Source organism: Ruminococcus flavefaciens, assembly GCF_900119075.1.
GTDB lineage: Bacteria > Bacillota > Clostridia > Oscillospirales > Ruminococcaceae > Ruminococcus > Ruminococcus flavefaciens_Q.
This window is the reverse complement of sequence record NZ_FPIP01000001.1, coordinates 568817-590331: the sequence shown is the minus strand read 5'-3', so window position 1 is coordinate 590331 and position 21515 is coordinate 568817. Positions and strand designations below refer to the sequence as shown.

The 21515-nt window shown below is 44.2% G+C and carries 18 protein-coding genes; 11 read left to right on the top strand and 7 right to left on the bottom strand.

Annotated features, from left to right (window positions below; all coding sequences use genetic code 11):
- Positions 1–2 precede the first annotated feature (2 nt).
- From hprK to pfkA, 6 genes are all read left to right on the top strand, one after another.
- Positions 3–962 (top strand): HPr(Ser) kinase/phosphatase, encoded by a 960-nt coding sequence (gene hprK / locus BT105_RS02690; protein ID WP_072299279.1) that lies wholly within the window; start codon positions 3–5, stop codon positions 960–962.
- A gap of 56 nt (positions 963–1018) precedes the next feature.
- Entirely contained in the window at positions 1019–1906 is an 888-nt protein-coding gene (murB, locus tag BT105_RS02685) for a UDP-N-acetylmuramate dehydrogenase (RefSeq protein ID WP_242940071.1), read from the top strand.
- A gap of 26 nt (positions 1907–1932) precedes the next feature.
- Positions 1933–2805 (top strand): RNase adapter RapZ, encoded by an 873-nt coding sequence (rapZ, locus tag BT105_RS02680; RefSeq protein ID WP_072299277.1) that lies wholly within the window; start codon positions 1933–1935, stop codon positions 2803–2805.
- Positions 2806–2822: 17 nt separating this feature from the next.
- Positions 2823–3731 (top strand): DNA-binding protein WhiA, encoded by a 909-nt coding sequence (gene whiA / locus BT105_RS02675; RefSeq protein WP_072299276.1) that lies wholly within the window; start codon positions 2823–2825, stop codon positions 3729–3731.
- On the top strand, positions 3721–7128 hold the full coding sequence (locus tag BT105_RS02670) for a DNA polymerase III subunit alpha (protein WP_072299275.1): 3408 nt from the start codon (positions 3721–3723) through the stop codon (positions 7126–7128). Before whiA ends, BT105_RS02670 begins: the two co-directional genes overlap by 11 nt.
- 140 nt (positions 7129–7268) lie before the next feature.
- Positions 7269–8231: a 6-phosphofructokinase gene (gene pfkA, locus BT105_RS02665; protein WP_072299274.1), complete on the top strand. Its 963-nt coding sequence runs from the start codon at positions 7269–7271 to the stop codon at positions 8229–8231.
- A 43-nt stretch (positions 8232–8274) separates the two neighbouring features.
- Here pfkA and BT105_RS02660 read toward each other — a convergent pair whose 3' ends face one another.
- Positions 8275–9192 (bottom strand): S1 RNA-binding domain-containing protein, encoded by a 918-nt coding sequence (locus tag BT105_RS02660; protein WP_072299273.1) that lies wholly within the window; start codon positions 9190–9192, stop codon positions 8275–8277.
- A 61-nt stretch (positions 9193–9253) separates the two neighbouring features.
- Positions 9254–9610 (bottom strand): hypothetical protein, encoded by a 357-nt coding sequence (locus BT105_RS02655; RefSeq protein ID WP_072299272.1) that lies wholly within the window; start codon positions 9608–9610, stop codon positions 9254–9256.
- Positions 9611–9780: 170 nt separating this feature from the next.
- Here BT105_RS02655 and BT105_RS02650 point away from each other — a divergent pair, with 170 nt between their 5' ends.
- From BT105_RS02650 to BT105_RS02630, 5 genes are read left to right on the top strand one after another with little or no spacing between them, the layout of a single operon-like run.
- Entirely contained in the window at positions 9781–9969 is a 189-nt protein-coding gene (locus BT105_RS02650) for a DUF951 domain-containing protein (protein WP_028515499.1), read from the top strand.
- Between the two features lie 49 nt (positions 9970–10018).
- The gene (gene prfA / locus BT105_RS02645; RefSeq protein ID WP_072299271.1) at positions 10019–11092 is read left to right on the top strand and encodes a peptide chain release factor 1; all 1074 of its coding nucleotides are present in this window, start codon (positions 10019–10021) and stop codon (positions 11090–11092) included.
- A gap of 5 nt (positions 11093–11097) precedes the next feature.
- The gene (locus BT105_RS02640) at positions 11098–12111 is read left to right on the top strand and encodes an L-threonylcarbamoyladenylate synthase (RefSeq protein ID WP_072299270.1); all 1014 of its coding nucleotides are present in this window, start codon (positions 11098–11100) and stop codon (positions 12109–12111) included.
- Positions 12108–12755 (top strand): dephospho-CoA kinase, encoded by a 648-nt coding sequence (coaE, locus tag BT105_RS02635; RefSeq protein ID WP_072299269.1) that lies wholly within the window; start codon positions 12108–12110, stop codon positions 12753–12755. Before BT105_RS02640 ends, coaE begins: the two co-directional genes overlap by 4 nt.
- A gap of 53 nt (positions 12756–12808) precedes the next feature.
- Positions 12809–14212 carry an aminopeptidase gene (locus BT105_RS02630; protein ID WP_143186526.1) on the top strand — a complete coding sequence of 468 codons (1404 nt, stop codon included), beginning with the start codon at positions 12809–12811 and terminating at the stop codon, positions 14210–14212.
- A gap of 289 nt (positions 14213–14501) precedes the next feature.
- On the opposite strand, the gene BT105_RS02625 is transcribed toward BT105_RS02630, so the two are convergent.
- The 5 genes from BT105_RS02625 to BT105_RS02605 form a co-directional block, all read right to left on the bottom strand.
- The gene (locus BT105_RS02625) at positions 14502–15440 is read right to left on the bottom strand and encodes a LysR family transcriptional regulator (RefSeq protein ID WP_072299267.1); all 939 of its coding nucleotides are present in this window, start codon (positions 15438–15440) and stop codon (positions 14502–14504) included.
- Between the two features lie 312 nt (positions 15441–15752).
- Positions 15753–16358: a DUF308 domain-containing protein gene (locus tag BT105_RS02620; RefSeq protein WP_072299266.1), complete on the bottom strand. Its 606-nt coding sequence runs from the start codon at positions 16356–16358 to the stop codon at positions 15753–15755.
- 1 nt (position 16359) lies between these two features.
- Entirely contained in the window at positions 16360–19119 is a 2760-nt protein-coding gene (locus BT105_RS02615; RefSeq protein ID WP_072299265.1) for a transglutaminase-like domain-containing protein, read from the bottom strand.
- Positions 19119–20312 carry a DUF58 domain-containing protein gene (locus BT105_RS02610; RefSeq protein ID WP_072299264.1) on the bottom strand — a complete coding sequence of 398 codons (1194 nt, stop codon included), beginning with the start codon at positions 20310–20312 and terminating at the stop codon, positions 19119–19121. The genes BT105_RS02615 and BT105_RS02610 overlap by 1 nt, the downstream gene beginning before the upstream one ends.
- A 9-nt stretch (positions 20313–20321) precedes the next feature.
- A complete protein-coding gene (locus tag BT105_RS02605) occupies positions 20322–21275 on the bottom strand; it encodes an AAA family ATPase (RefSeq protein WP_072299263.1) in 954 nt (317 codons plus the stop codon).
- Positions 21276–21515 lie beyond the last annotated feature (240 nt).

Here is a 21515-nt window from a genome sequence, read left to right as displayed (position 1 = left end):
TTATGGCAGAAGTTTTTAAGGTATCACTTCAGCGTTTGATCGATGAATTCAAGCTGGAAAACATCTATACCCCAAAGGATCCCAATGAGATAATGATCGATGAAAACGATGTAAACCGTCCCGGTTTACAGCTCATGGGCTTCTATGAGTATTTCAATCCCGAGCGTATCCAGATCATCGGCAAGATGGAGTTCGCTTATCTTTCCACTATTGATGAAAAGACCAGAAGAGAGCGTTTACAGTGCCTTTTCTCGCAGCGCATACCTGCTCTTATAATCACCAGAGAGCTCCCGTACTTCCCTGAAATGCTGGAGCTTGCCACGGAGTTCGAGGTACCGCTTCTCAGAAGCAAGGAAAGCACATCTAACTTCATCGCAGGACTTATTGCATTCCTTAATCTTACACTTGCTCCGAGAATAACACGTCACGGCGTTCTTATCGAGATATACGGTGAAGGTGTTTTCATTACAGGTGAGAGCGGCGTAGGTAAGAGCGAAACAGCTATCGAGCTCGTAAAGCGTGGACACAGACTTGTTGCCGATGACGCCGTTGAGATTAGAAAGGTCTCAAACATCAGCCTTGTGGGAAGCTCGCCCGACAATATCCGCCATTTCTTGGAGCTCCGCGGTATCGGTATCATCAATGCAAGACGACTCTTTGGTATCGGTGCTGTCAAGATGACTGAGAAAATAGACCTTGTAGTTGAGCTGGAGCAGTGGAATTCTGAAAAGATTTACGACCGTATGGGTGTAGATACCGAGTTTGTAAATATTCTCGGCGTAAAGATACCGTCCCTTACAATTCCCGTAAAGCCGGGACGTAACCTTGCAGTAATACTGGAAGTTGCTGCTATGAACAACAGACAGAAGAAAATGGGCTATAATGCAGCCCGTGAGCTTCTTAACAGACTTGGAATGGAATCCGATCCCAAGGAAGTTGTGCGTGAATACGACGCATTCTGAGGATAGCATTACATAATTGAAAGATTCAGGGGGAAACTACTTTGGATATCAATGAATTGACAAAATTATGCGAAAAGCTCGGCTGCAAGATAACTCCCGAGGTTTCGCTTAAAGAATATATAACATTCAGATTCGGCGGTCCGTGCAGAGCTCTTATAAATATCAATTCTGCCGCTTCTGCCGCTGAACTGATAAAATACATGAAGCAAAATAATATCAAATACGGTATCCTCGGCAGAGGAAGCAATGTTATTGCTTCTGACGAGGGATTTGACGGAGTTATACTTCATTTCGGAAGTGATTTTTCCGATATCGAAGCCGACGGAAATACTATCCGCTGTGACGCGGGAGCACTTCTTGCTTCTGTATGTGTCCGTGCCCAGCAGCTTGGACTTACAGGTATGGAGAACCTTTTCGGTATTCCCGGTACTGTAGGCGGTGCGCTTTACATGAATGCAGGCGCTTACGGCAGCGAAATGAAGGACGTAGTAGTCTCAGCCGAGTATATCGACGAGGACTGTACCATAAAAACAATTAAAAAGGACGATATGGAGCTTGCCTACCGCAGAAGCTTTTTCTCGGGTTCCGACAGAGTCATAACATCTGTTACAATGGAGCTTGCTGCTGGCGACGCCGACGAGATAAAGGCGGCTATGTCCGAATGTATGGCAAAGAGAAGCTCCAAGCAGCCGCTTGACTACCCAAGCGCAGGAAGCACCTTCAAGCGTCCCGAGGGAAGCTATGCTTCACTGCTCATAGACCAGTGCGGGCTTAAAGGTCTGACCTGCGGCGGTGCAATGGTAAGCGAAAAACACAGCGGTTTTGTGATAAACAAAGGCTATGCAACCTGCGCAGACGTCCTGGAGCTCTGCGAAAAGGTAAAAAAGGTAGTAAAGGAGAAAACAGGATTTCAGCTTGAGCTTGAACCTGTTATCCTCAGCTGACTTTTAAGGTAATTAAGGAGAGAATTATGCAGTTACTGATAGTAACGGGTATGTCTGGCTCGGGTAAATCCAGCGTTATGGACGTAATGGAGGATATAGGCTTCTATTGTATAGATAATATCCCCCCAAAGCTTATAACGCAGTTCGTTGACCTGTGCAGGCAATCCGAAACTGATATCAATAAAATAGCCGTTGCGGTTGATATCCGTACAGGCGATATGTTTGCGGAGATTTACCGCTCGTGGCTCGAACTGAAGCGTCAGCCCGATGTTGATGTAAAGGTATTGTTTATCGAGGCAAACCATGACGTACTGCTTAAGCGTTATAAGGAAACACGACGCAAGCACCCACTGTCCGATAAGTTCAACGGAAGTATACATGACGCTATAAACTTTGAGTGGTCACAGCTTTCACAGCTGCGTGAGATAGCTGATTATTACATAGAGACCTCAAACTTTACCACCTCACAGCTAAAGGAGCAGGTAAAGTCAATATTCCTTGAAAAGAATTCGGATTCGCTTATAATCAAGGTCATGTCATTCGGCTTCAAGTACGGAGTTTCCACTGAGGCTGATCTGGTATTTGACGTCAGATGTCTGCCCAATCCGTTTTATATCGAGGAGCTTCGCAACCATACAGGCTGCGACAGCTGTGTAAGGGACTATGTTATGGGCTTTGAGCAGTCGGCAACTCTTTTTGAAAAGCTCAAGGACCTTATCGACTATCTTATACCGCTGTACGTGCAGGAGGGTAAGAGCCAGCTCGTTATAGCCTTTGGCTGTACAGGAGGAAAGCACCGCTCCATAACCTTTGCGGAGCTTATGGCTGACCACCTTATCGAAAAAGACTATAAGGTACAGAAGTACCACCGCGATATAACAAAAGATAAAAAATTCTGAGCAGGGAGTGAGTTAAAATATCCTTCTCAAATGATGTAAGGCAGGAGATATGCTCATCTGTAAACGATAAAGACAGGCGATTTGCCTGCCTTTATGGTATGCTGCTGTTCTGCAGAACGCTCAATCGTGAGCATATCTGCTTCCAGAGCGAGAGCAGAGTCTCCGCCCAGCTATTTTGCAGCCTTTTTGAAGCTGTTTTCCGTAAAAAGCTAAGCATAACCGAGCACACAAGAAAAAACGGTATTATTCTTTGCTCATGCGATACGGACGGCGATACTGCACAGGAAGTTTTTCAGAAATACCGCCTTTCAGATAACAAAAGGCTTATCGATTCCGAGATTATTGCAACAAATAGTCTCGGAGTTTTTACAGCAGGAGTGTTTCTTGCCTGCGGAAGCGTAAACGATCCTAACAAGGAGTATCACCTTGAATTTGCCTGCCCTGAGGAGGGGCTCGCTCAGCAGCTTGCAACACTTCTCGGCGACATAGGCGTTACCGCAAAAACAGTTGTCCGCAGGGGACAGCACATAGTCTATATCAAGGGCAGTGAGTCCATTGAGGACACGCTGACCTTTATCGGTGCGTCCCAGTGTACTCTTGAGCTGATGAATACCAAGATATACAAGGATATCCGTAACAAGGCAAACAGGATAGCCAACTGCGACGCTGCCAATATCGACAAGGTAGTCAAGGCAGCTATGAAGCAGATAGATGATATCAAGCTCATCGACCATGCTGTAGGACTTGATACGCTGTCAGACGAGCTTCGTGAGGTAGCACAGCTACGCCTTGATAATATCGACATGAGCTTACAGGAAATAGGTGAGACTCTCAGCGAGCCCATTAGCCGCTCGGGTGTAAATCACCGCTTCAAGAAGCTTGCTAAGCTTGCAGACGAGATACGCGGAGGTTCGTATGAGAAGTGACGAGTTTGTAAATCTTCATGTCCATACCGAATACAGCCTTCTTGACGGTGCCTGCCGTATAAAAGAGCTTATTGCACGTATCAAAGAGCTCGGGCAGACTGCTGTTGCCATAACTGACCACGGAAATATGTACGGTGCTGTAGAGTTCTGGAACGCCGCAAGAGCCGAGGGCGTGAAGCCTGTTATCGGCTGTGAGGTCTACGTTGCAAGGCGTACACGCCATGACCGTGAGCCAAAGCTTGACGCTTCGCCATATCATCTCATACTTCTCTGCGAGAACAACGAGGGCTACAGAAATCTTGTAAAGCTTGTCTCTCTGGCAAGCATAGAAGGCTTTTACAATAAGCCCCGTGTTGATCTGGATCTCCTAAAAAAATATCACAGCGGACTTATCTGTATGTCAGCTTGTCTTGCAGGCGAGATACCGCGGCTCCTTGTCGACGGTCACTATGACGAGGCAAAGGCAGTTGCTTTGAAATACCGTGATATCTTCGGCGAGGGTAATTACTTCATAGAAGTTCAGAATCACGGCATAAAAGAAGAACTGAAGATACTTCCGCTTTTATATAAGCTTTCCGCAGAAACGGGTATCCCTCTTGCGGCTACAAACGACTGCCACTATATTGAAAAAAAGGACGCCGAAATGCAGAACGTCCTTCTTTGCATACAAACGGGAAAAACTCTCAGCGATCCTAACGCTATGCATTTTGAGACTGAGGAGTTTTACGTTAAGTCCGCAGATGAAATGGCGGCTCTTTTCAAGGGACACGAGGAAGCTGTCAGCAATACCGCTCTTATTGCGGAGCGCTGTAATGTTGAGTTTGAGTTCGGCAATATAAAGCTCCCGAAGTTCACTATCGAGGGCGTTGACGATAATAAGGCGTATTTCCGTGAGCTTTGCCGAAAAGGCATGATAGAACGCTACGGCGAGGATCCTCCGAAAAAAGTCACTGAGCGCATGGAGTATGAGCTTGACGTTATCACAAAAATGGGCTATACAGACTACTATCTCATAGTCTGGGATTTTATACGGTATGCCCGTGAGCATAACGTACCTGTAGGTCCGGGGCGTGGTTCGGGAGCAGGCAGCCTTTGCGCCTACTGTATCGGTATCACCGGAATTGATCCTATAAAGTTCAATCTGCTCTTTGAGCGTTTCCTCAATCCCGAAAGAGTAAGTATGCCTGACTTTGATATCGACTTCTGTATCGAGGGGCGTCAGAGCGTCAAGGACTACGTTGTACGCAGATACGGTGCGGATTATGTTTCAGAGATAATAGCATTCGATACGCTGAAAGCCCGTGCGGCAGTCCGCGATGTGGGACGAGTTCTCGGCATATCCTATCAGCTCTGTGACAGAGCCGCAAAGGAAATAGATCCGAGGGCTACACTTAGTCAGGCTATGAAGGAGTCCGATGAGCTCAGCGGGCTTTATCATTCAGACAGAGATATGCGCAGATGCATTGACCTTGCAAAAAAGCTTGAGGGAATGCCGCGCCACGCTTCAACTCATGCGGCAGGTGTTGTAATATCCGCAGTACCTCTGAGCGACCTTGTGCCATTACAGAAAAACGACGATACAGTAGTTACTCAGTACACTATGGGTGTTCTTGAATCACTGGGACTTCTGAAAATGGATTTTCTCGGACTTCGAAATCTTACTATTATAAGAGACACGGTCAACGAGATACACAAGACTGAACCTGATTTTGATATCAGTGCAATACCTGTTGACGATAAAGCAGTCTATGAAATTATGACGAAAGGTGATACAGAGGGCGTATTCCAGTTTGAAAGCGAAGGCATGACTGCCCGTGTTATGGAGCTTGCTCCCGAGCGCCTTGAAGACCTTATCGTTATAATCTCACTTTACCGTCCGGGACCTATGAAGTCCATACCTATTTATATTGAAAACAAGAAGCACCCAGAAAACGTCACCTACAAGCACCCGCTTCTGAAAGACATACTTGCCGATACCTACGGCTGTATGGTATATCAGGAGCAGGTAATGGAGATTTGCCGCAAGCTTGCAGGATATTCCTACGGACACGCCGATATAGTCCGCAGAGCTATGGCGAAAAAGAAGCACGACGTAATGCTGAAAGAGCGTGAGAGCTTCGTAAAAGGAGCGGCTGACAATGGTGTTTCAGAGGATATTGCAAATTCGGTATTCGATGAAATGGTAAGCTTTGCGTCGTATGCTTTCAATAAATCCCATGCGGCAGCATACGCCTACCTTGCGTATCAGACTGCATATCTGAAATGCCATTACCGCGGTATTTATATGGCGGCGCTTATGTCCAGTGTTATGGGACAGAGCGACAAACTTGCGGAGTATATAAACTCGTGCAAGGAAAACGGCATTGAGATACTCAGTCCCGATATAAATAAAAGCAACAAGGGCTTCACATTTGTAGGCGGCAAGATGTATTTCGGTCTGCTTGCCATAAAAAATGCAGGAAGCGGACTTGCGGACAAGATAATCGCAGAGCGTACAAAAAACGGTGCTTTCACAAGCTTACAGGATTTCTGCGAGCGCGTCGAGGGCAGGGAGCTTAACAAAAAAGCTCTTGAGAATCTTATAAAGTCAGGAGCATTTGACGGTCTGGGACTTAACCGCAGACAAATGCTGGAAAGCTATGACGAAATACTGGATATGACAGGAGCAGGTACAAGGGGAGTCATTGAGGGACAGCTCAATTTCCTTGAAGGCACGGATACCTCAGAGATGAATTTCCGCATCCCGTATAAGCAGGAGTATGATACAAAACAGCTTCTTGCAATGGAAAAGGAAGCCACGGGAATGTATCTCAGCGGACACCCACTTTCGCCTTATTACTGGATAGGGGAGCTTATGCACGTCCGCAGGATAGGTGATATCCTCACAGACAGCACTGTAAGGGACGGTATGTCCGTAAAGCTTCTTTGCTGCGTGGAAAGCTCAAAGCTTCATGTTACAAAAAACGGCGACAAGATGAGCTTTGTTTCCTTTGCTGATGAAACAGGGGAGATAGAAGGAGTTGTGTTCCCAGACCTGTTTATGGTAAGCGGCGGAAAGCTTGCCCCCGACGGTATTGTTATTGTTAGCGGCAAAATATCCGTCAAGGACGACAGACTTTCTGTGATATGCGGAGCAATAACTGCTGATACAGAGCTTGAACGCCTGATATCCACTATGAAGCTCTGCATAAAGACGACCTCGTCAGAAGCCTCTTTTACCAAGGAATTTATTGAACTTTGTGCCCGAAACAAAGGGACTACAGCGATATGTTTGTATCTTGCGGATATGAAAAAAACTGTTATCCCGAGGACAAAACTCAGCGTAAAGGTCACAAGGGAGTTCTGCGAGGAGCTGAAAAAACACTATTATCCCTCTCAGATCGGACTAATACAGTGATTTTTAAGATGAAAGCGGAAAAAATACGGAATACACTTGACATTTTTTCCACAAAGTAGTAAAATATAAGAGTATGGAATTACGCCGCAGTATTCCTGCGGATTAAACAATATATGCCAAGTGCAGAATGGAGAATATGTATGATCAAGAAAATTGGTGTTTTAACAAGCGGCGGTGACGCTCCCGGAATGAATGCCGCTGTAAGAGCTGTTGTAAGATCTGCTCTTGCAAAGGGTATGGAAGTTTACGGTATCCGCAGAGGTTATGTAGGACTTCTCAACGGTGATATCATCAAGATGGACGAGAGAAGCGTTTCTGATATTATCCACAGAGGCGGTACAGTTCTTTATACTGCAAGATGTCCTGAATTCAGAACAGCAGAGGGCGTTGCAAAGGGTAAGGCTAAGCTTGACGAGCTCGGTATCGAGGGACTTGTAGTTATCGGCGGTGATGGCTCATTCAGAGGTGCAGCTGATCTTTCTGCACAGGGATTCCTTTGCATTGGTATTCCCGGTACTATCGACAATGATATTGCCTGCACAGATTACACTATCGGTTTTGATACAGCTATGAATACAGCTATGGAGCTTGTTGACAAGCTTCGTGATACATCTCAGTCACATGACAGAATCTCAGTTGTTGAGGTAATGGGAAGAGGTGCAGGTCACATCGCTGTTAATACAGGTATTGCCTGCGGAGCTACAGATATAATCACAAAGGAAGTTCCTTACGATATCAATGCTATTGCAAATACAATGCTGGCTAAGAAGGCTAAGGGCAAGCAGAACTTCGTAGTTATCGTTGCTGAGAGCATCGGTCACTCAGACGAGATCGCAAAACTGCTCCACGAAAAGACAGGCATCGAAGCAAGATCAACTATCCTCGGTCACGTACAGAGAGGCGGCTCTCCTACAGTAAGAGACAGAGTTGAAGCTACAAGAATGGGCTACTATGCTGTTGAGCTCATTGAGCAGGGCGTTGGCAACCGCGTTATCGGTATCAAGGACAGCAAGCTTGTTGATTATGATATTCAGGAAGCACTTGCTATGCACAAGGATTATGACGAGAAGCTCCACCACATCGCTGAAGAGATCGCATACTAATAATAATACTAATGCACCTGTTTTGGCAGGTGCATTTTTTATGTCAGAAGCTCGTTGAGATATTTTTATCAGAGGTTTCAGTCGAATACTTCCAATGATCAATGTGATTTGAGTTTATGAAGTATTCAATTTCCTTTGGCGGAGCATATTCACCGCAAATGTCTACTATTATAAGCTTTACCTTCATTTTTTCGGGTATTATAGCCTTTATGTAGACGCTGACGCTTTGCCCTACGGATATGCCCTCCTTTGATTCGGCAAGTCCTGCGAGATTAGGCGTAAGCTCCACAAAAACGCCGTAGCTCTCGATTGAGCGCACCACACCGGGGACAGTTTCGCCCGTTCTGAATCTGCTTGCATTTTCCTCCCATGTACCGAGAAGCTCCTTGTGGGTGAGGAATATCCTGCCATTTTCAACACCCTTGACCACTACTTTTATGAGCTGTCCGTTCCTGAATCTGTCAGTAGGATGAGATATCCGAGATACCGACATAGTATCTATAGGCACAAGAGAGGGGATACCGCAGCCTATATCAACGAAGCTGCCGAATTTTTCCATGTGGGATATCCTTGCGTCGATTATATCTCCCGATTCAAGCTTTGATACGAAGTTCCTTTCACATTCTTTCTGTGCCGCTTTTCGTGAGAGCTTTGCCTCAAGCTCTCCGTTTTCTGTAAGCTCAAGCTCTGTGACTTTAAAGCATACTATTTTATTTACGCGTGATATAAGAGCTATATCACGCGTTTTGCCCTCTGCTATGCCTATAGCGCCCTCCTCACGGGGGATAATGCCCCTTGCGCAGGGCAGCTCTACTATAAGGTCGTGGGAGCCTGTACAAAGTATCGCCTTTGCTTCAAGGATAATTCCTTTTTCCATAGCCTCTGTCAATCCCTCAGCCGTGGATATATACCTTTGATTGGACGGCGAATCATATAAGCAGCCTTCTGGTCTGAATTCCATGTTTTTACCTCCGTTATAACAACTTTACAGTCAATCATATGCGGCTGCTCCTGCTTATATGCTACTGTGCAAAGCGTATATTAAGTCCGCCCATAGCATTTAGAACTGAGATGACATTGTCAACTGCAGCACTGCCGCAGACTATGCAGGCAGTGGTCTTGCGATTACGTGCAGGCTCAGGTATTATATCCTTTGATGCAGGGGACTCCATTACAGCTGTTAGAAAATTTGTATGGGTATTGCAATAGGTAGGGATAACAGTAAAGGTAGAGCCTCGCCCAAGTCTTGCGGAGCGCTCGGCTATCCTGTTGTACATCATTTTTGCGGAATAAACATAGTCCACACTTTCTCGTACACGCCTGAGAGCGTACTCAGCAAGCTCGGGTGTTTCAAATTCGGCAGTTACTCTTGATATCATAATTTTTTCCTTTCTATTTTTTGTATGGGTTCAATATGAATAATTGGGAGTTTTTATTATTTTTCACCAAAATGAAAAAAATATACCCACAAAATATTGATTTGAGAGCAGTTTTAGGGTATAATAAAAATGTTCGATTTTTTCTATTTACGCGAAAGGGGGATAATGTCTTGGATATCAGACCGGGTGATGTGCTTACAATGAAGAAGAACCACCCCTGCGGCGGCAGCGAAATGTTCGTGATACGTGCAGGAATGGATTTCAGATTAAGATGCGTCAAGTGCGCAAGAGAATTTATGGTCGCCCGAAATAAGATTGAAAAGAGTATCCGAAGCGTAAAACACGCCGATGAGGGTTAGCATAGTGCAACATTTATTGTAATATTTTTAGCATTAAGGAGAATACTGAATGTTTGAAAAGCTTGCATTAATGGAGCAGAAATACGAAGAAATAAGCGCCAAGCTCTCTGAACCTGACATAATCAGCGATAATAAGCTGTATACTCAGCTTATGAAGGAGTTCAAGAACATGACTCCTATCATTGAGAAATACAGGGAATACAAAAAGGCACAGGCAGCCTTTGATGAGGCGAAGGAGCTTCTTGAAAGCGGCGGTCTCGATAAGGATTTCAAGGAAATGGCTCAGGCTGAGTACGATGAATCCAGAGAGAAAATGGAGACCTGTACACAGGAGCTCAAGGTTCTTCTTTTACCGAAGGATCCTAACGATGACAAGAACGTTATTATTGAGATAAGAGGCGGCGCAGGCGGCGAGGAGGCTTCGCTGTTTGCAAATTCCCTCTATCGTATGTATACAATGTACGCAGAGACTATGGGCTGGAAGCAGGAGGTGCTCAGCGCCAATCCCACTGAGTTGGGCGGCTTCAAGGAGATAAGCTTCTCTATTGAAGGCGAAGGCGCTTATTCACGCCTTAAGTATGAAAGCGGAGTTCACCGCGTACAGCGCGTTCCGGAAACAGAATCACAGGGACGTATCCACACCTCGACAGTTACCGTGGCAGTTCTCGTCGAAGCAGACGAGGTGGAGCTTGAAATAAATCCCACGGATCTGAAAATAGACTATTTCCGCGCAAGCGGTGCAGGCGGACAGCATATAAATAAAACAGAGTCCGCTGTAAGAATAACTTATCTCCCCACGAATACCGTGGTGGAGTGTCAGGACGAAAGAAGCCAGCATAAGAACAAAGATAAAGCAATGAAAATTCTGCGCTCACGTATTTACGAGGCTATGCAGGAGGAGCAAGACGCAAAGATCGCTTCGGAGAGAAAAATGCAGGTCGGAACAGGCGACCGCTCCGAACGTATCAGAACATACAATTATCCGCAGGGACGTCTTACGGATCACCGTATCGGTCTGACTATTTACAGACTGGAGGACATTCTCAACGGAAATCTTGATGAAGTGTTTGATGCGCTTGCAACTGCCGATCAGGCTGCCAAGCTCGCAAGTCAGGAAGCGTAGTTTTTATGGATACAGTTTTACTAAATAACAAGGAAAAAGACCTTGAAATAGCTGCTGAATTTATTAAAAAAGGTGAAATAGTCGGTATACCTACAGAAACAGTCTACGGACTCGGTGCAGACGCTTCTAATGAAGCTGCTGTGCGCAAGGTCTTTGAGGCAAAGGGCAGACCTGCCGATAATCCGTTGATAGTACATCTTGCAGATTTTTCACAGGCTGTTGACTACACATCAGCTATACCTGCTCTTGCATACAAGCTTGCAAAGCGCTTCTGTCCCGGACCGCTGACTATGGTACTTCCAAAAAACGACAGGATACCCATGATAACTTCAGGCGGACTTGACACAGTAGGCATCAGAGTGCCCTCACATCCTGTAATGCACAGGATAATAGAGCTCGCAGGCAGACCTATAGCCGCTCCGTCAGCGAATACATCGGGATATCCAAGCCCTACATCTGCTGACCACGTTATGCGTGACATGAACGGTAAAATAGCAGCTGTAGTTGACGGCGGCAGTTCAGAATTCGGCGTTGAATCAACAGTCATCTCCATTGAGGGAGAGAGCACTGCAAGGATACTTCGCCCGGGCTGTGTCACAAGGGAAATGCTTCTTGAAGTATGCGATGAGGTCATAATCGACCATGCTATACTCCACGAGCTTGAAGCAGGACAAAAAGCCGCTTCTCCCGGAATGAAGTACAAGCACTATTCGCCAAAGGCAGATATAATCATGGTCGAGGGCTCACTTGAAGGCTTTATCTCCTATGTGGGAGAACATAACGGCGACAGTGTTTATTCGCTTATTTTCGATAATGACAGGGATAATTTCCCATACAGATATATGACCTATGGTAAGGACAGCTCTCAGCAGGCACATCTTCTTTTCCAGAGACTGCGTGAGCTTGACGACATAGGTGCCAAGGTAGTCTATGTCCGTGCTCCCGAAACAGAGGGAGTAGGACTTGCAGTATATAACCGTCTTATAAGGGCGGCAGGATTCGAGGTGATAAGGATATGAACAGTCTCAACGGAGTTATGGTCGTTGGTCTGACAGGTCAGACAGGGGCAGGGAAGAGCACAGTCTCAAAGATATTTGCCTCCAATGGCTTCACAGTCATCAACTGCGATCAGGTGGCTCGCAAGATAGTAGAAAAAGGGACAAAGTGTCTCGATGAGATAGCTGACCTTTTCGGTTCTGCTGTTATAAATGAGGACGGCACTCTTAACAGACGCGGTCTTGCAGGCATAGTTTTCTCAGACAAGTCCAAGCTTGAAGCGCTTACCACTATTACATATCCTTACATCACAGGCGAGATACTTCGTCAGATAAGAGTTCACTCTATGAAAGGTGAGAAGCTCATACTTCTTGACGCTCCTACACTTTTCGAGAGCCGAGCAGATGATTTCTGCGAGATAATCATATCCGTCCTTGCAAATGCTGATATACGTGAAAAGCGTATAATCGCCCGCGACGGGCTTACAGTGGATCAGGCTCACAGACGTATGAACTCTCAGCTCGATGAGGAGTTCTTCAAGAGCCATTCCGATTACATAATCCACAATAACGGAAATATGGACACAGTCAATGGCATAGCATGGGAGGTATCAGGCAAGATACGTGAGCTTTACAAAAGCAAACAGGCCCCGATGAAAGTGCAGTAATTCAGCCGTAAATGGCTGTTATACAGTTTTTTCTGCGAAAGGAGAGGTTTTTAATGGCAGAAAAAAAGAACGAAGCTAAGAAGCTCAAGGAAAAGCTTCTTATCCAGCGTAAAAACGCTTATCATCTTGTTTCGGACAAGGATATAAAAGCCTGCGATAAATTCTGCGAAGGCTACAAGGACTTCATGAACAAGGCAAAGATAGAGCGCGAAGCAGTTATATACTCTATAGAGCTTCTTAAGAAAAAGGGCTTTGTTGAATTTAAAACAAGCATGAAGCTTAAGGCAGGGGACAAAGTATACCGCAACAACCGCGGCAAGTCTGTTCTTGCAGCTGTTATCGGTACAGCGCCTATCACAGATGGTGTAAGACTTTGTGCAGCTCATATCGATTCCCCGAGACTTGACCTCAAGCAGAATCCGCTGTATGAGGACACGGAAATGGCTCTTTTCAAGACTCATTACTATGGCGGTATCAAGAAGTATCAGTGGACCACTATTCCGCTCGCGCTTCACGGCGTAGTTATCAAGGCTGACGGTACAAGCGTGCCCGTAAATATCGGCGAGGACGACAGCGATCCTGTATTCTGCGTAACAGACCTTTTGCCGCACCTTGCAGCAGCACAGATGCAGAAGCCTCTTGCTAAGGGAATCACAGGCGAGCAGCTCAACATCGTTATCGGTTCGCGCCCGTTCAAGGACGACGAGGAGAGCGGTTCTGTCAAGCTCAATATAATGAATATTCTCTTTGAGAAGTACGGTATCACAGAGGCTGACTTTATTTCTTCAGAGCTTGAAGCAGTTCCTGCATTCAAGGCAAAGGACATCGGCTTTGACAGAAGCATGATAGGTGCTTACGGTCACGACGATAAGGTATGCGCATATCCTGCACTTGTAGCTACAGCTGAGTGCAAGAAGCCAAAGCATACAGTAGTAACTATACTTACCGACAAGGAAGAGACAGGCAGCGACGGAAACACAGGTCTCCGTTCTGCATATCTTGAATATTTCGTAGCAGATATTGCTGAAACTCTCGGCAGTGACGCAAGAACAGTCCTTTCTGCTTCCCAGTGCTTGTCCGCAGATGTAAACGCAGCATATGATCCTACATTCCCTGAGGTCAACGAGCGCAATAACAGCGCATATATAAATCACGGCGTAGTTGTTACAAAGTATACAGGTGCCCGCGGCAAGGCTGGTACATCTGACGCTTCTGCCGAGTTCACAGGACGTATCAGACGTCTTATGGATTCAAAGAATGTTATCTGGCAGACAGGCGAGCTTGGCAAGGTAGACGAGGGCGGCGGCGGCACAGTAGCTGCTTACATCGCTAACCTTAATGTTGATACTATTGATCTTGGAGTTCCTGTGCTTTCAATGCACGCTCCGTATGAGATAGTTTCAAAATTGGATACTTATATGGCATACAAGGCTTTTGAAGTATTCATGGCAGACTAAATATCAAAGCCCTCGGACTTCCGAGGGCTTATTTTACAAATAATTACATTTTGGAAATATATACTTAAATATTACTTATCAATAATCTATATATATGGATTAATTATTTATATTTGCAATAAGTATTGCATTATGCTATAATAATTTATGGAAAGTCATTCTTTCATAAATGACAATCTCATATCCCCTTATTAAGAATGAGAACCTCCCCCCTAATGGCTCTCATTCTTTTTTTTCGCAAAAAAGCCCCGATCAAAGACGTATAGCCGTCTGATCGGGGTATACTTATTTATATTTCCAGACCTTCGATCTTGTCTGCGTATTCATATACAGTTCTTATGCAGTCAGAGATAAGAGCGTTGTTTTCGCTTGCCTTACGGTAGATTATCATATCGCGGTTAAGATTGTTTGCATAGGAGCATTTTCTTGTAACAAGCTCGTTGAATCTGAGAATGCTCTGAGACATTGGAGCTACCCACATATACGCGTTCTTGACAGTTTTGAGCATACTTATCTGAGTACCTCTGTCGTAGATGAGGATACGCTTTGTAGAGCGTTTTTCGTCATAATCCTGATTAATAGCAGCTCGGCGAACCATTTCAGGTTCATCATCACCGTGGATTATCTCAGGATACTCTGAAAGAAGCTCATAGGGGACGTCGTCGTATTTGGCAAGAGGGTGAGAATCGCTCATAACGATCTGGAGAGGAAACTCCATGATAGTTCTCCCCACAAGATTGCGAGCCTTAAGACGGCTCTCTATCATTTCAGCATAAGTGCTTGGGACGCGGATAAAACCTATATCGTATTTGCCAGCACATATGTCCTCAAGTACCTTAGCAGTGCTTGTTTCCATGACATGGACTTCGATTTTATCTGTCTTATCGATATATTTGCTGATAAACTTTCCGATAGCTGCGGTAGCATAGGTAGAGCGTGCAGCAGCAACCTTGAGTCTCATTTCGTTGTCAGGAGTCTGTGCGTAGTCTCTTTCAAGGCTCTGCATTTCGTCTACGATAGTCTGAGCACGGGCAAGGAACTCCTCGCCCTCAGGAGTAAGTATCATTCCGTTGGGGGAGCGATTGAATATCTGTATACCCAGAGAAGCTTCAAGCTCTTTAAGGGCAATGCTTATATTAGGCTGAGCCTGATAAAGCTTCTTAGCCGCCTTTGTAATACTGCCTTCTCTTGCAACGGCAATAACATATTCGAGCTGCTGTATTTTCATAAGCAAATCCTACCTTATCATTATTCATAGTAAACTATATAAATATTATATCACTATATAAATGAAATTGCAATACTAATTTCAGAATAATTTAATTTAAGTTAGTTTTAATAATTTAATTTCTATGATATAAAGAATTATATAAGTTTTTTATAATCCCAAAGCGCTTATACACAAACTTATAGTTTTATCATGCAGGAGCTTTCGGGAAAACACCGATTATTATTGTACCATAAAATGCTTGATTTGTCAAAGCCCTGTCCTGTTTCTCAGGCAAAAAAGAACTGCCGATAGCTCAGCAGTTCTTTTATATTATTGAAGCTTTGGTTTGGTATCATTATCAGGAACATCATGTCCGACGGTATCGATTATGTCATCGTATTTTTTATCGGCAGAAGTATTGCTTATAACTCCGCCATTGCGCTCATTGATAACATAAGCCACGTAGAAGTTGAACAAAGCATAGCCTATCAGGATAATGCCAACAATGATACGGATAATATTTCCGCCCTTGAACGGATCAAAAATGAGAAATACCGAACCGATAAGAAGAATGATTCCGAAAACCAGCTGAAATATCTTCAAGCCCTTTTTCATTTCCTTGGTCAGCGCCTTTATTATCTGAACAATTGCGATTATTAGTATGATGAATCCAACTATTATTGATATATGAGCGCTTATGACCTTTGGAAGACACATGACGAACAGACCTATCGCTACGCCTATTCCGCCGACAGGGAGAAGCGAGCCGTCCCCCTGAGTGATACCACCGAGGGAAGTGAGAGCACTTCCTACGACGATTATTCCGCCGATGATATAGAATGTCCAGGAAATAACATTGGGGAAGAACGCAAAGCATACACCGCACACCGCAAGAAGTATGCCTTTGACGATATATCCTGTGTTGTCTATCTTCATATTATTCCCCCTTTACAAGAACCTTAAGATATACAAGAGTGAATTTTTGCAGCCTGTCTGACTTCTTGAATATGGTTTCCGCGAGGTCATTCAGGATCTTTTCACACTTTTTGATATCTTCATCGCTTGGAGTTTCATTATTGAAGGCCGATCCGAGAGCAATATCTGTGATTTTTTCAAATCCGCCCTTTTCAAAGTATATATCTCCGTGATATTTTTCCACTTCAGCAGCGAACTGCTTGTATTTTCCGTATTCGTTCCTGAGATTCAGCTCCGCAAGAAGCTTTTCCGCATAAGAATACATATATCTTATACGAGTGCTGTTATCTCCTGACTTGAAGCGCTTATCTCTTAGCCTGAGAATAAGAGTTCTTCTGGCTTGTACCAGCAGTACTATTGCAGCGATAAACAGGATAATAAACAGGATATCCTTGATAAAACTCGGAATATGGGCTCCCTTGCCGCCCTTACCGCCCTTTACATCAGTTGTAACAACGCTTGTGTCTGTCACGGTAGTTGATGTATGTGCAGAGGTTATCGCAGTATTCTTTGATGTATTTGATACGGAAGTACCTGTTGTTGTAGTAGTAGTCGAACCTGACTGAGTTGTTGTAGTTGTTTCAGAAGATATTGTAGTCTCAGGCGGGATATTCTGATGTATGTAATCAGCTGTAAACTCATATGGTATCCAGCCTATACCGTCGATATAGATCTCAGCCCATGCGTGGCTTTTGTTGTCTTTTACTTCAATGGTAACGGACTCGTCGTCGTTTATTTTGCCGCCTTTTATATCGTCGTCTAAAATAATGTAGCCTGTAGCGTAACGAGCGGGGATACCTGCCATTCTTGCGAGGATAACACCAGATGAAGCGTAATGTGTACAATAGCCCTCATGCTTTTCAAGCAGAAAGTAATTTATAAAATCGCGCGTGGGAGGAGTTGCTCCCGGTTCAAGAGTATAGGTGTTATTAGCAGCCATTCTTATCCTTATATTATTGAGTATCTCGAATACTTCCTCAGGCGTATTGCCATGCTTGACATTTACCAGATCGCTGTAAGCCTCTCTGACCTCATCCATGTCCTTATTATCCGGTACATCAAGATAGTTTTCGTAAACGAACTTCTTATAGCTGTTCTGTAAAAGCTCAGCCATGATAATGTTGCCGTGTTCATAAAGATATGCAGCGTCCGCAGGAAGTTCAAAATCTATGCAGAAATAATCATCATAGGTTATGAGGTCATTATCCTTGCAGTATTTGATTACTTTGTCCTTCCATTTTGTATCTTTTATTTCCGAAGCTGAGAAAATATTTCTTGCAGAAGAGAGAGAGGAGTTTGATGAAGGATTAAGAATGAGAGCGTCACTGTTTGAATTAGCAAAAAAGACGTCCATGCCTGTACCGAGAAGAACCTCCATGTTGTCAGGGTTGGTCGGTACGAATTTATATGATGTTTCGCCTTTTTTCTCTGTTTCGGGGAAAAGAAGAGTATCATTGGTGTATTTGATCTTACCGAAGTTTTCGACTCCGTAAGGAGAGAATACACGTCGTTTTTTTCTGGGGCTGTTCTTGATCCAGATAGTATTTTTGTCGTCTTTTCTTTTTATGTAGTTTCCGAAGATAGCGGGGAAATTCTGTGGCGAAACGCCGTATTCCTTAAAATCAGAGAATACCTTGTCCTTGTATTTTGACGACGGAAGCAAAAACCACTCATTGTCGTGATAAACGGAACGTATATTGTCCTTAAGATATAACGCACCTGATACAGGTTTCTCAATAGTGACTGTAAGGTCGGTGACGTTTTTGTAGCGTACATGCGCGACAGTTCCCATCTTGTAATTTTCGTAATCAAACTCAAAGCCGAAGGCTTCGGTCAGATTTGTAATGCTTTCGCCGAAATTACGAAAAGAGAAATCCTCTACAGCGTCACTGATGTCGCGGCGCTTTTCGTTTATGGAATCGCTTCTCTTATAATGTGTGAGATTAAGGTAGCAGTTTGCAAGAACTGCAACTATCATAACAGAGGCAATGACGAACATACCGCATCGTTCTGTTACCTTTAGTTTCATGTGCCGTTTGGGGAAGAACAGATTGTTTTTTCGGACGAATCCACTTTGTCCGCCAGAATATTCGCCTACGTCAATTGTAGACATAGCCAGTATTGCAAGCCAGTATGCGATACACATGATTCCCCAGAATACAGGCATTTTAACGCCGTTGTACATACCGATCTCAAGTACGGGGAAGGTCACCATGAGCGGGAGAACAGGGTTTGGTCTGCATATGGTGAAATAGCATATCACAATGGCAAGAAGCCATATGTAAAGGACGAAGAGCGTGGTTACATGCGATATTTCAAGTGCCTTTTTCAGATCCGTATAAAGGGTGGCATTTGAGTCAAAGGCTTCTTTGCATATAACATTGTATACGAATTTATAACCGAGAAGTATTTTTTTCTTTTTCTTATACACGAAAAAGAAAAACCCCATCAACGACAGCAGATATGCACCGAGAGCTTTTCCGCCTTTAAGGGCTATCAGAATGTGAAATGCTGCAAAGCAGAAAAATGCAGCAACGACAGTGCTCTTGCTATAGCGGAAATGGTACATTCCAAGAAATGACATGACAACGGACAGCATACCGATAACGGAGATAGCCGCCGCATAGAATTTTCTCATGCTCGGATGTTTTTGTTTTACGGACATTACTATGCTGTCGCTGATATTAATGCCGTTTGTGTTTTGTATGTTCTTTCTTTTCATTATATATCTATATCCTTTATTGAGGCAGATATTCTGCCGACTACGACAGGTATAACGTTAAGTGAAGAATAACCGCCGCCCAAGGAAGCGGTCTTATCTATATCGTCAATGATTATGACAGCGTTCTTGAAATCGGCTTCGACTTCCTCGTCGATGCTGTCAAGAAGCTTCTCATTGAAATCAGAGCTTATATAAGTGAATGAAGCAAATGAAAGCGAATCATTCTCTGTAAAGTAAACATCGGGCTTCTGACAGTAGCGCATATCGTCTACCGAAGCTATAAGAGCTTTGACTACTGACGCGAGATCAGCTGAGCTCGTTATGCTGTACTCGGCGAACTGATTCTGAGAAGCGTTGAAGAATACAACCGAATGACATCTTTCGTTATCAAGCAGGAACTGCGAGATAGAAAGAAAAGTCTCGATAAGTGTGTCTGTTACAGGGAGCGCCGAATCATTTTCAGAATAGCATTTCAGGTCAATGAAAAGCATACACGGAACGTCTATGGGCAGGCTGTAATCCTTTACGATGAAATCGTCCTTTTTTGAGCTGAGCTTCCAGTGTATGCGGTTAAGCTTGTCTCCTGCATTGTATTCGCGGAGATCAAATACCTCTGACGGATCATCACCTGGGCGGTGCTCCGAGAAAAGATCGCTTTCCTCATTTACGCGGTCGCTGTAATGAACGATACCGCCGATATCGTGCCCCTCGGGCATGATAGTTACCTCTGTATGGATATTGCTTGCAGTTCTGAACTTGAATATCCTGAGGGGATCGTAAATATTGAGATATAATGTTCTTATTTTAATAGTGCCGCAGAACTTGGAGTTGAGCTGAAAGGTAACACGCTGTGAGTTCCTTGGCTGTATGGGCAGAAACAGGTCAAAGGAGGAAATATCCTTGCTGAATGAATTGTAGTATTCCACCTTTGCCTCGGCTTTTCCGATAGGGAAAATGCTGTTGTTGGTAACAACGAGCTGAACAGGAAAGTCCTTGAACTTTACAGCGTTCTTGTCCTTTACAGCGAATTCAACCTTTATACTGCGTTTTGCTATCAATGTTGAGACAAACATAATGATAGGAAGAGCTATCATTACAATAAGAAGTACAAGTGCAAAGTCCCATATATATAGTATATAGAAAAGTGCACATACTATAATAAGTACGATGAACAGCAGCTTAGTAAGTATCATGCCGCCGCCTTACTTTTCGCCGATCCCCGGGACAGGAACCGTTCTGAGTATTTCCGTGATCACATCTGAAGCAGTGGTATCCGAAAGCTTTGCCTTGGAATTGAGCATTATACGGTGCTCAAAGACATCGTTGCAGATATATGAGATATCCTCGGGAATAACGTAATCACGTCCCATAGCAACAGCGATACCCTTTGAAAGCTGCATAAGTGCCAGAGTGCCGCGGGGGCTGACGCCAAGCTTGAGCATAGGGTGCTTACGTGTAGCAGCGGAAATAGAAACGATGTACTCGTAAATTCTGTCATCTATGTATATATTTGATATGTATTCCTGAAGCTCGGTAATAAAGCTTGCGTCGGCAACAGGCTTTACATTCTGAAGCGGATTGTCATTATGTTTGGCTTTAAGTATCGACACCTCTCCGCTGAAATCAGGATAGCCCATGCTGAGCTTTATCATGAAACGGTCAAGCTGCGAATCGGGAAGATTATGAGTACCAGCCGAACCGATAGGATTCTGTGTAGCTATTACGGTATACGGCTCAGGGAGCTTATATGTATTACCGTCTACGGTAATGCTTTTTTCCTCCATGAGCTCAAGAAGAGCTGACTGAGTTTTGCTTGATGTACGGTTTATCTCATCAGCAAGAAAGAGGTTGCAGAATGCAACACCGGGACGGAACTCGAATTTTCCGTTGGTCTTATTATAAACGGAAAAGCCTGTAACGTCCGACGGGAGTACATCGGGAGTAAACTGCATACGGTTGTGTTCAAGAGAAAGTGCTTTTGAAAAAGCAAGTGCAAGAGTAGTTTTTCCTACGCCGGGGATATCCTCTATAAGGATATGACCTTTACACAGCATAGCGAGCAGTGCCTTGACGATTATAGCGTCCTTGCCGATAACGGCTTTTTTTACTTCTGCGATTACAGAATTTATTTGGTTAGTATAATAAGTCTTGTCCATATTGTTTCTCCTATGAATTTGTTTATACTATATTATTATAGCATTAAAAGCTGACATTTGCAATAGCTCCCTGTATATTTTTACAATAGTGATTTGTAACTATTCAGTTACCAAAAACACTCTTGCAAAATGTCGTAAAATGGTGGAAATGGCGTAAAACAGAGAGTTTAATTTTGCGCAAATATACGGCAAAACGAACTGCGTTGTTACTATTTTGTAACAAAACGCAGTTAAAATCGA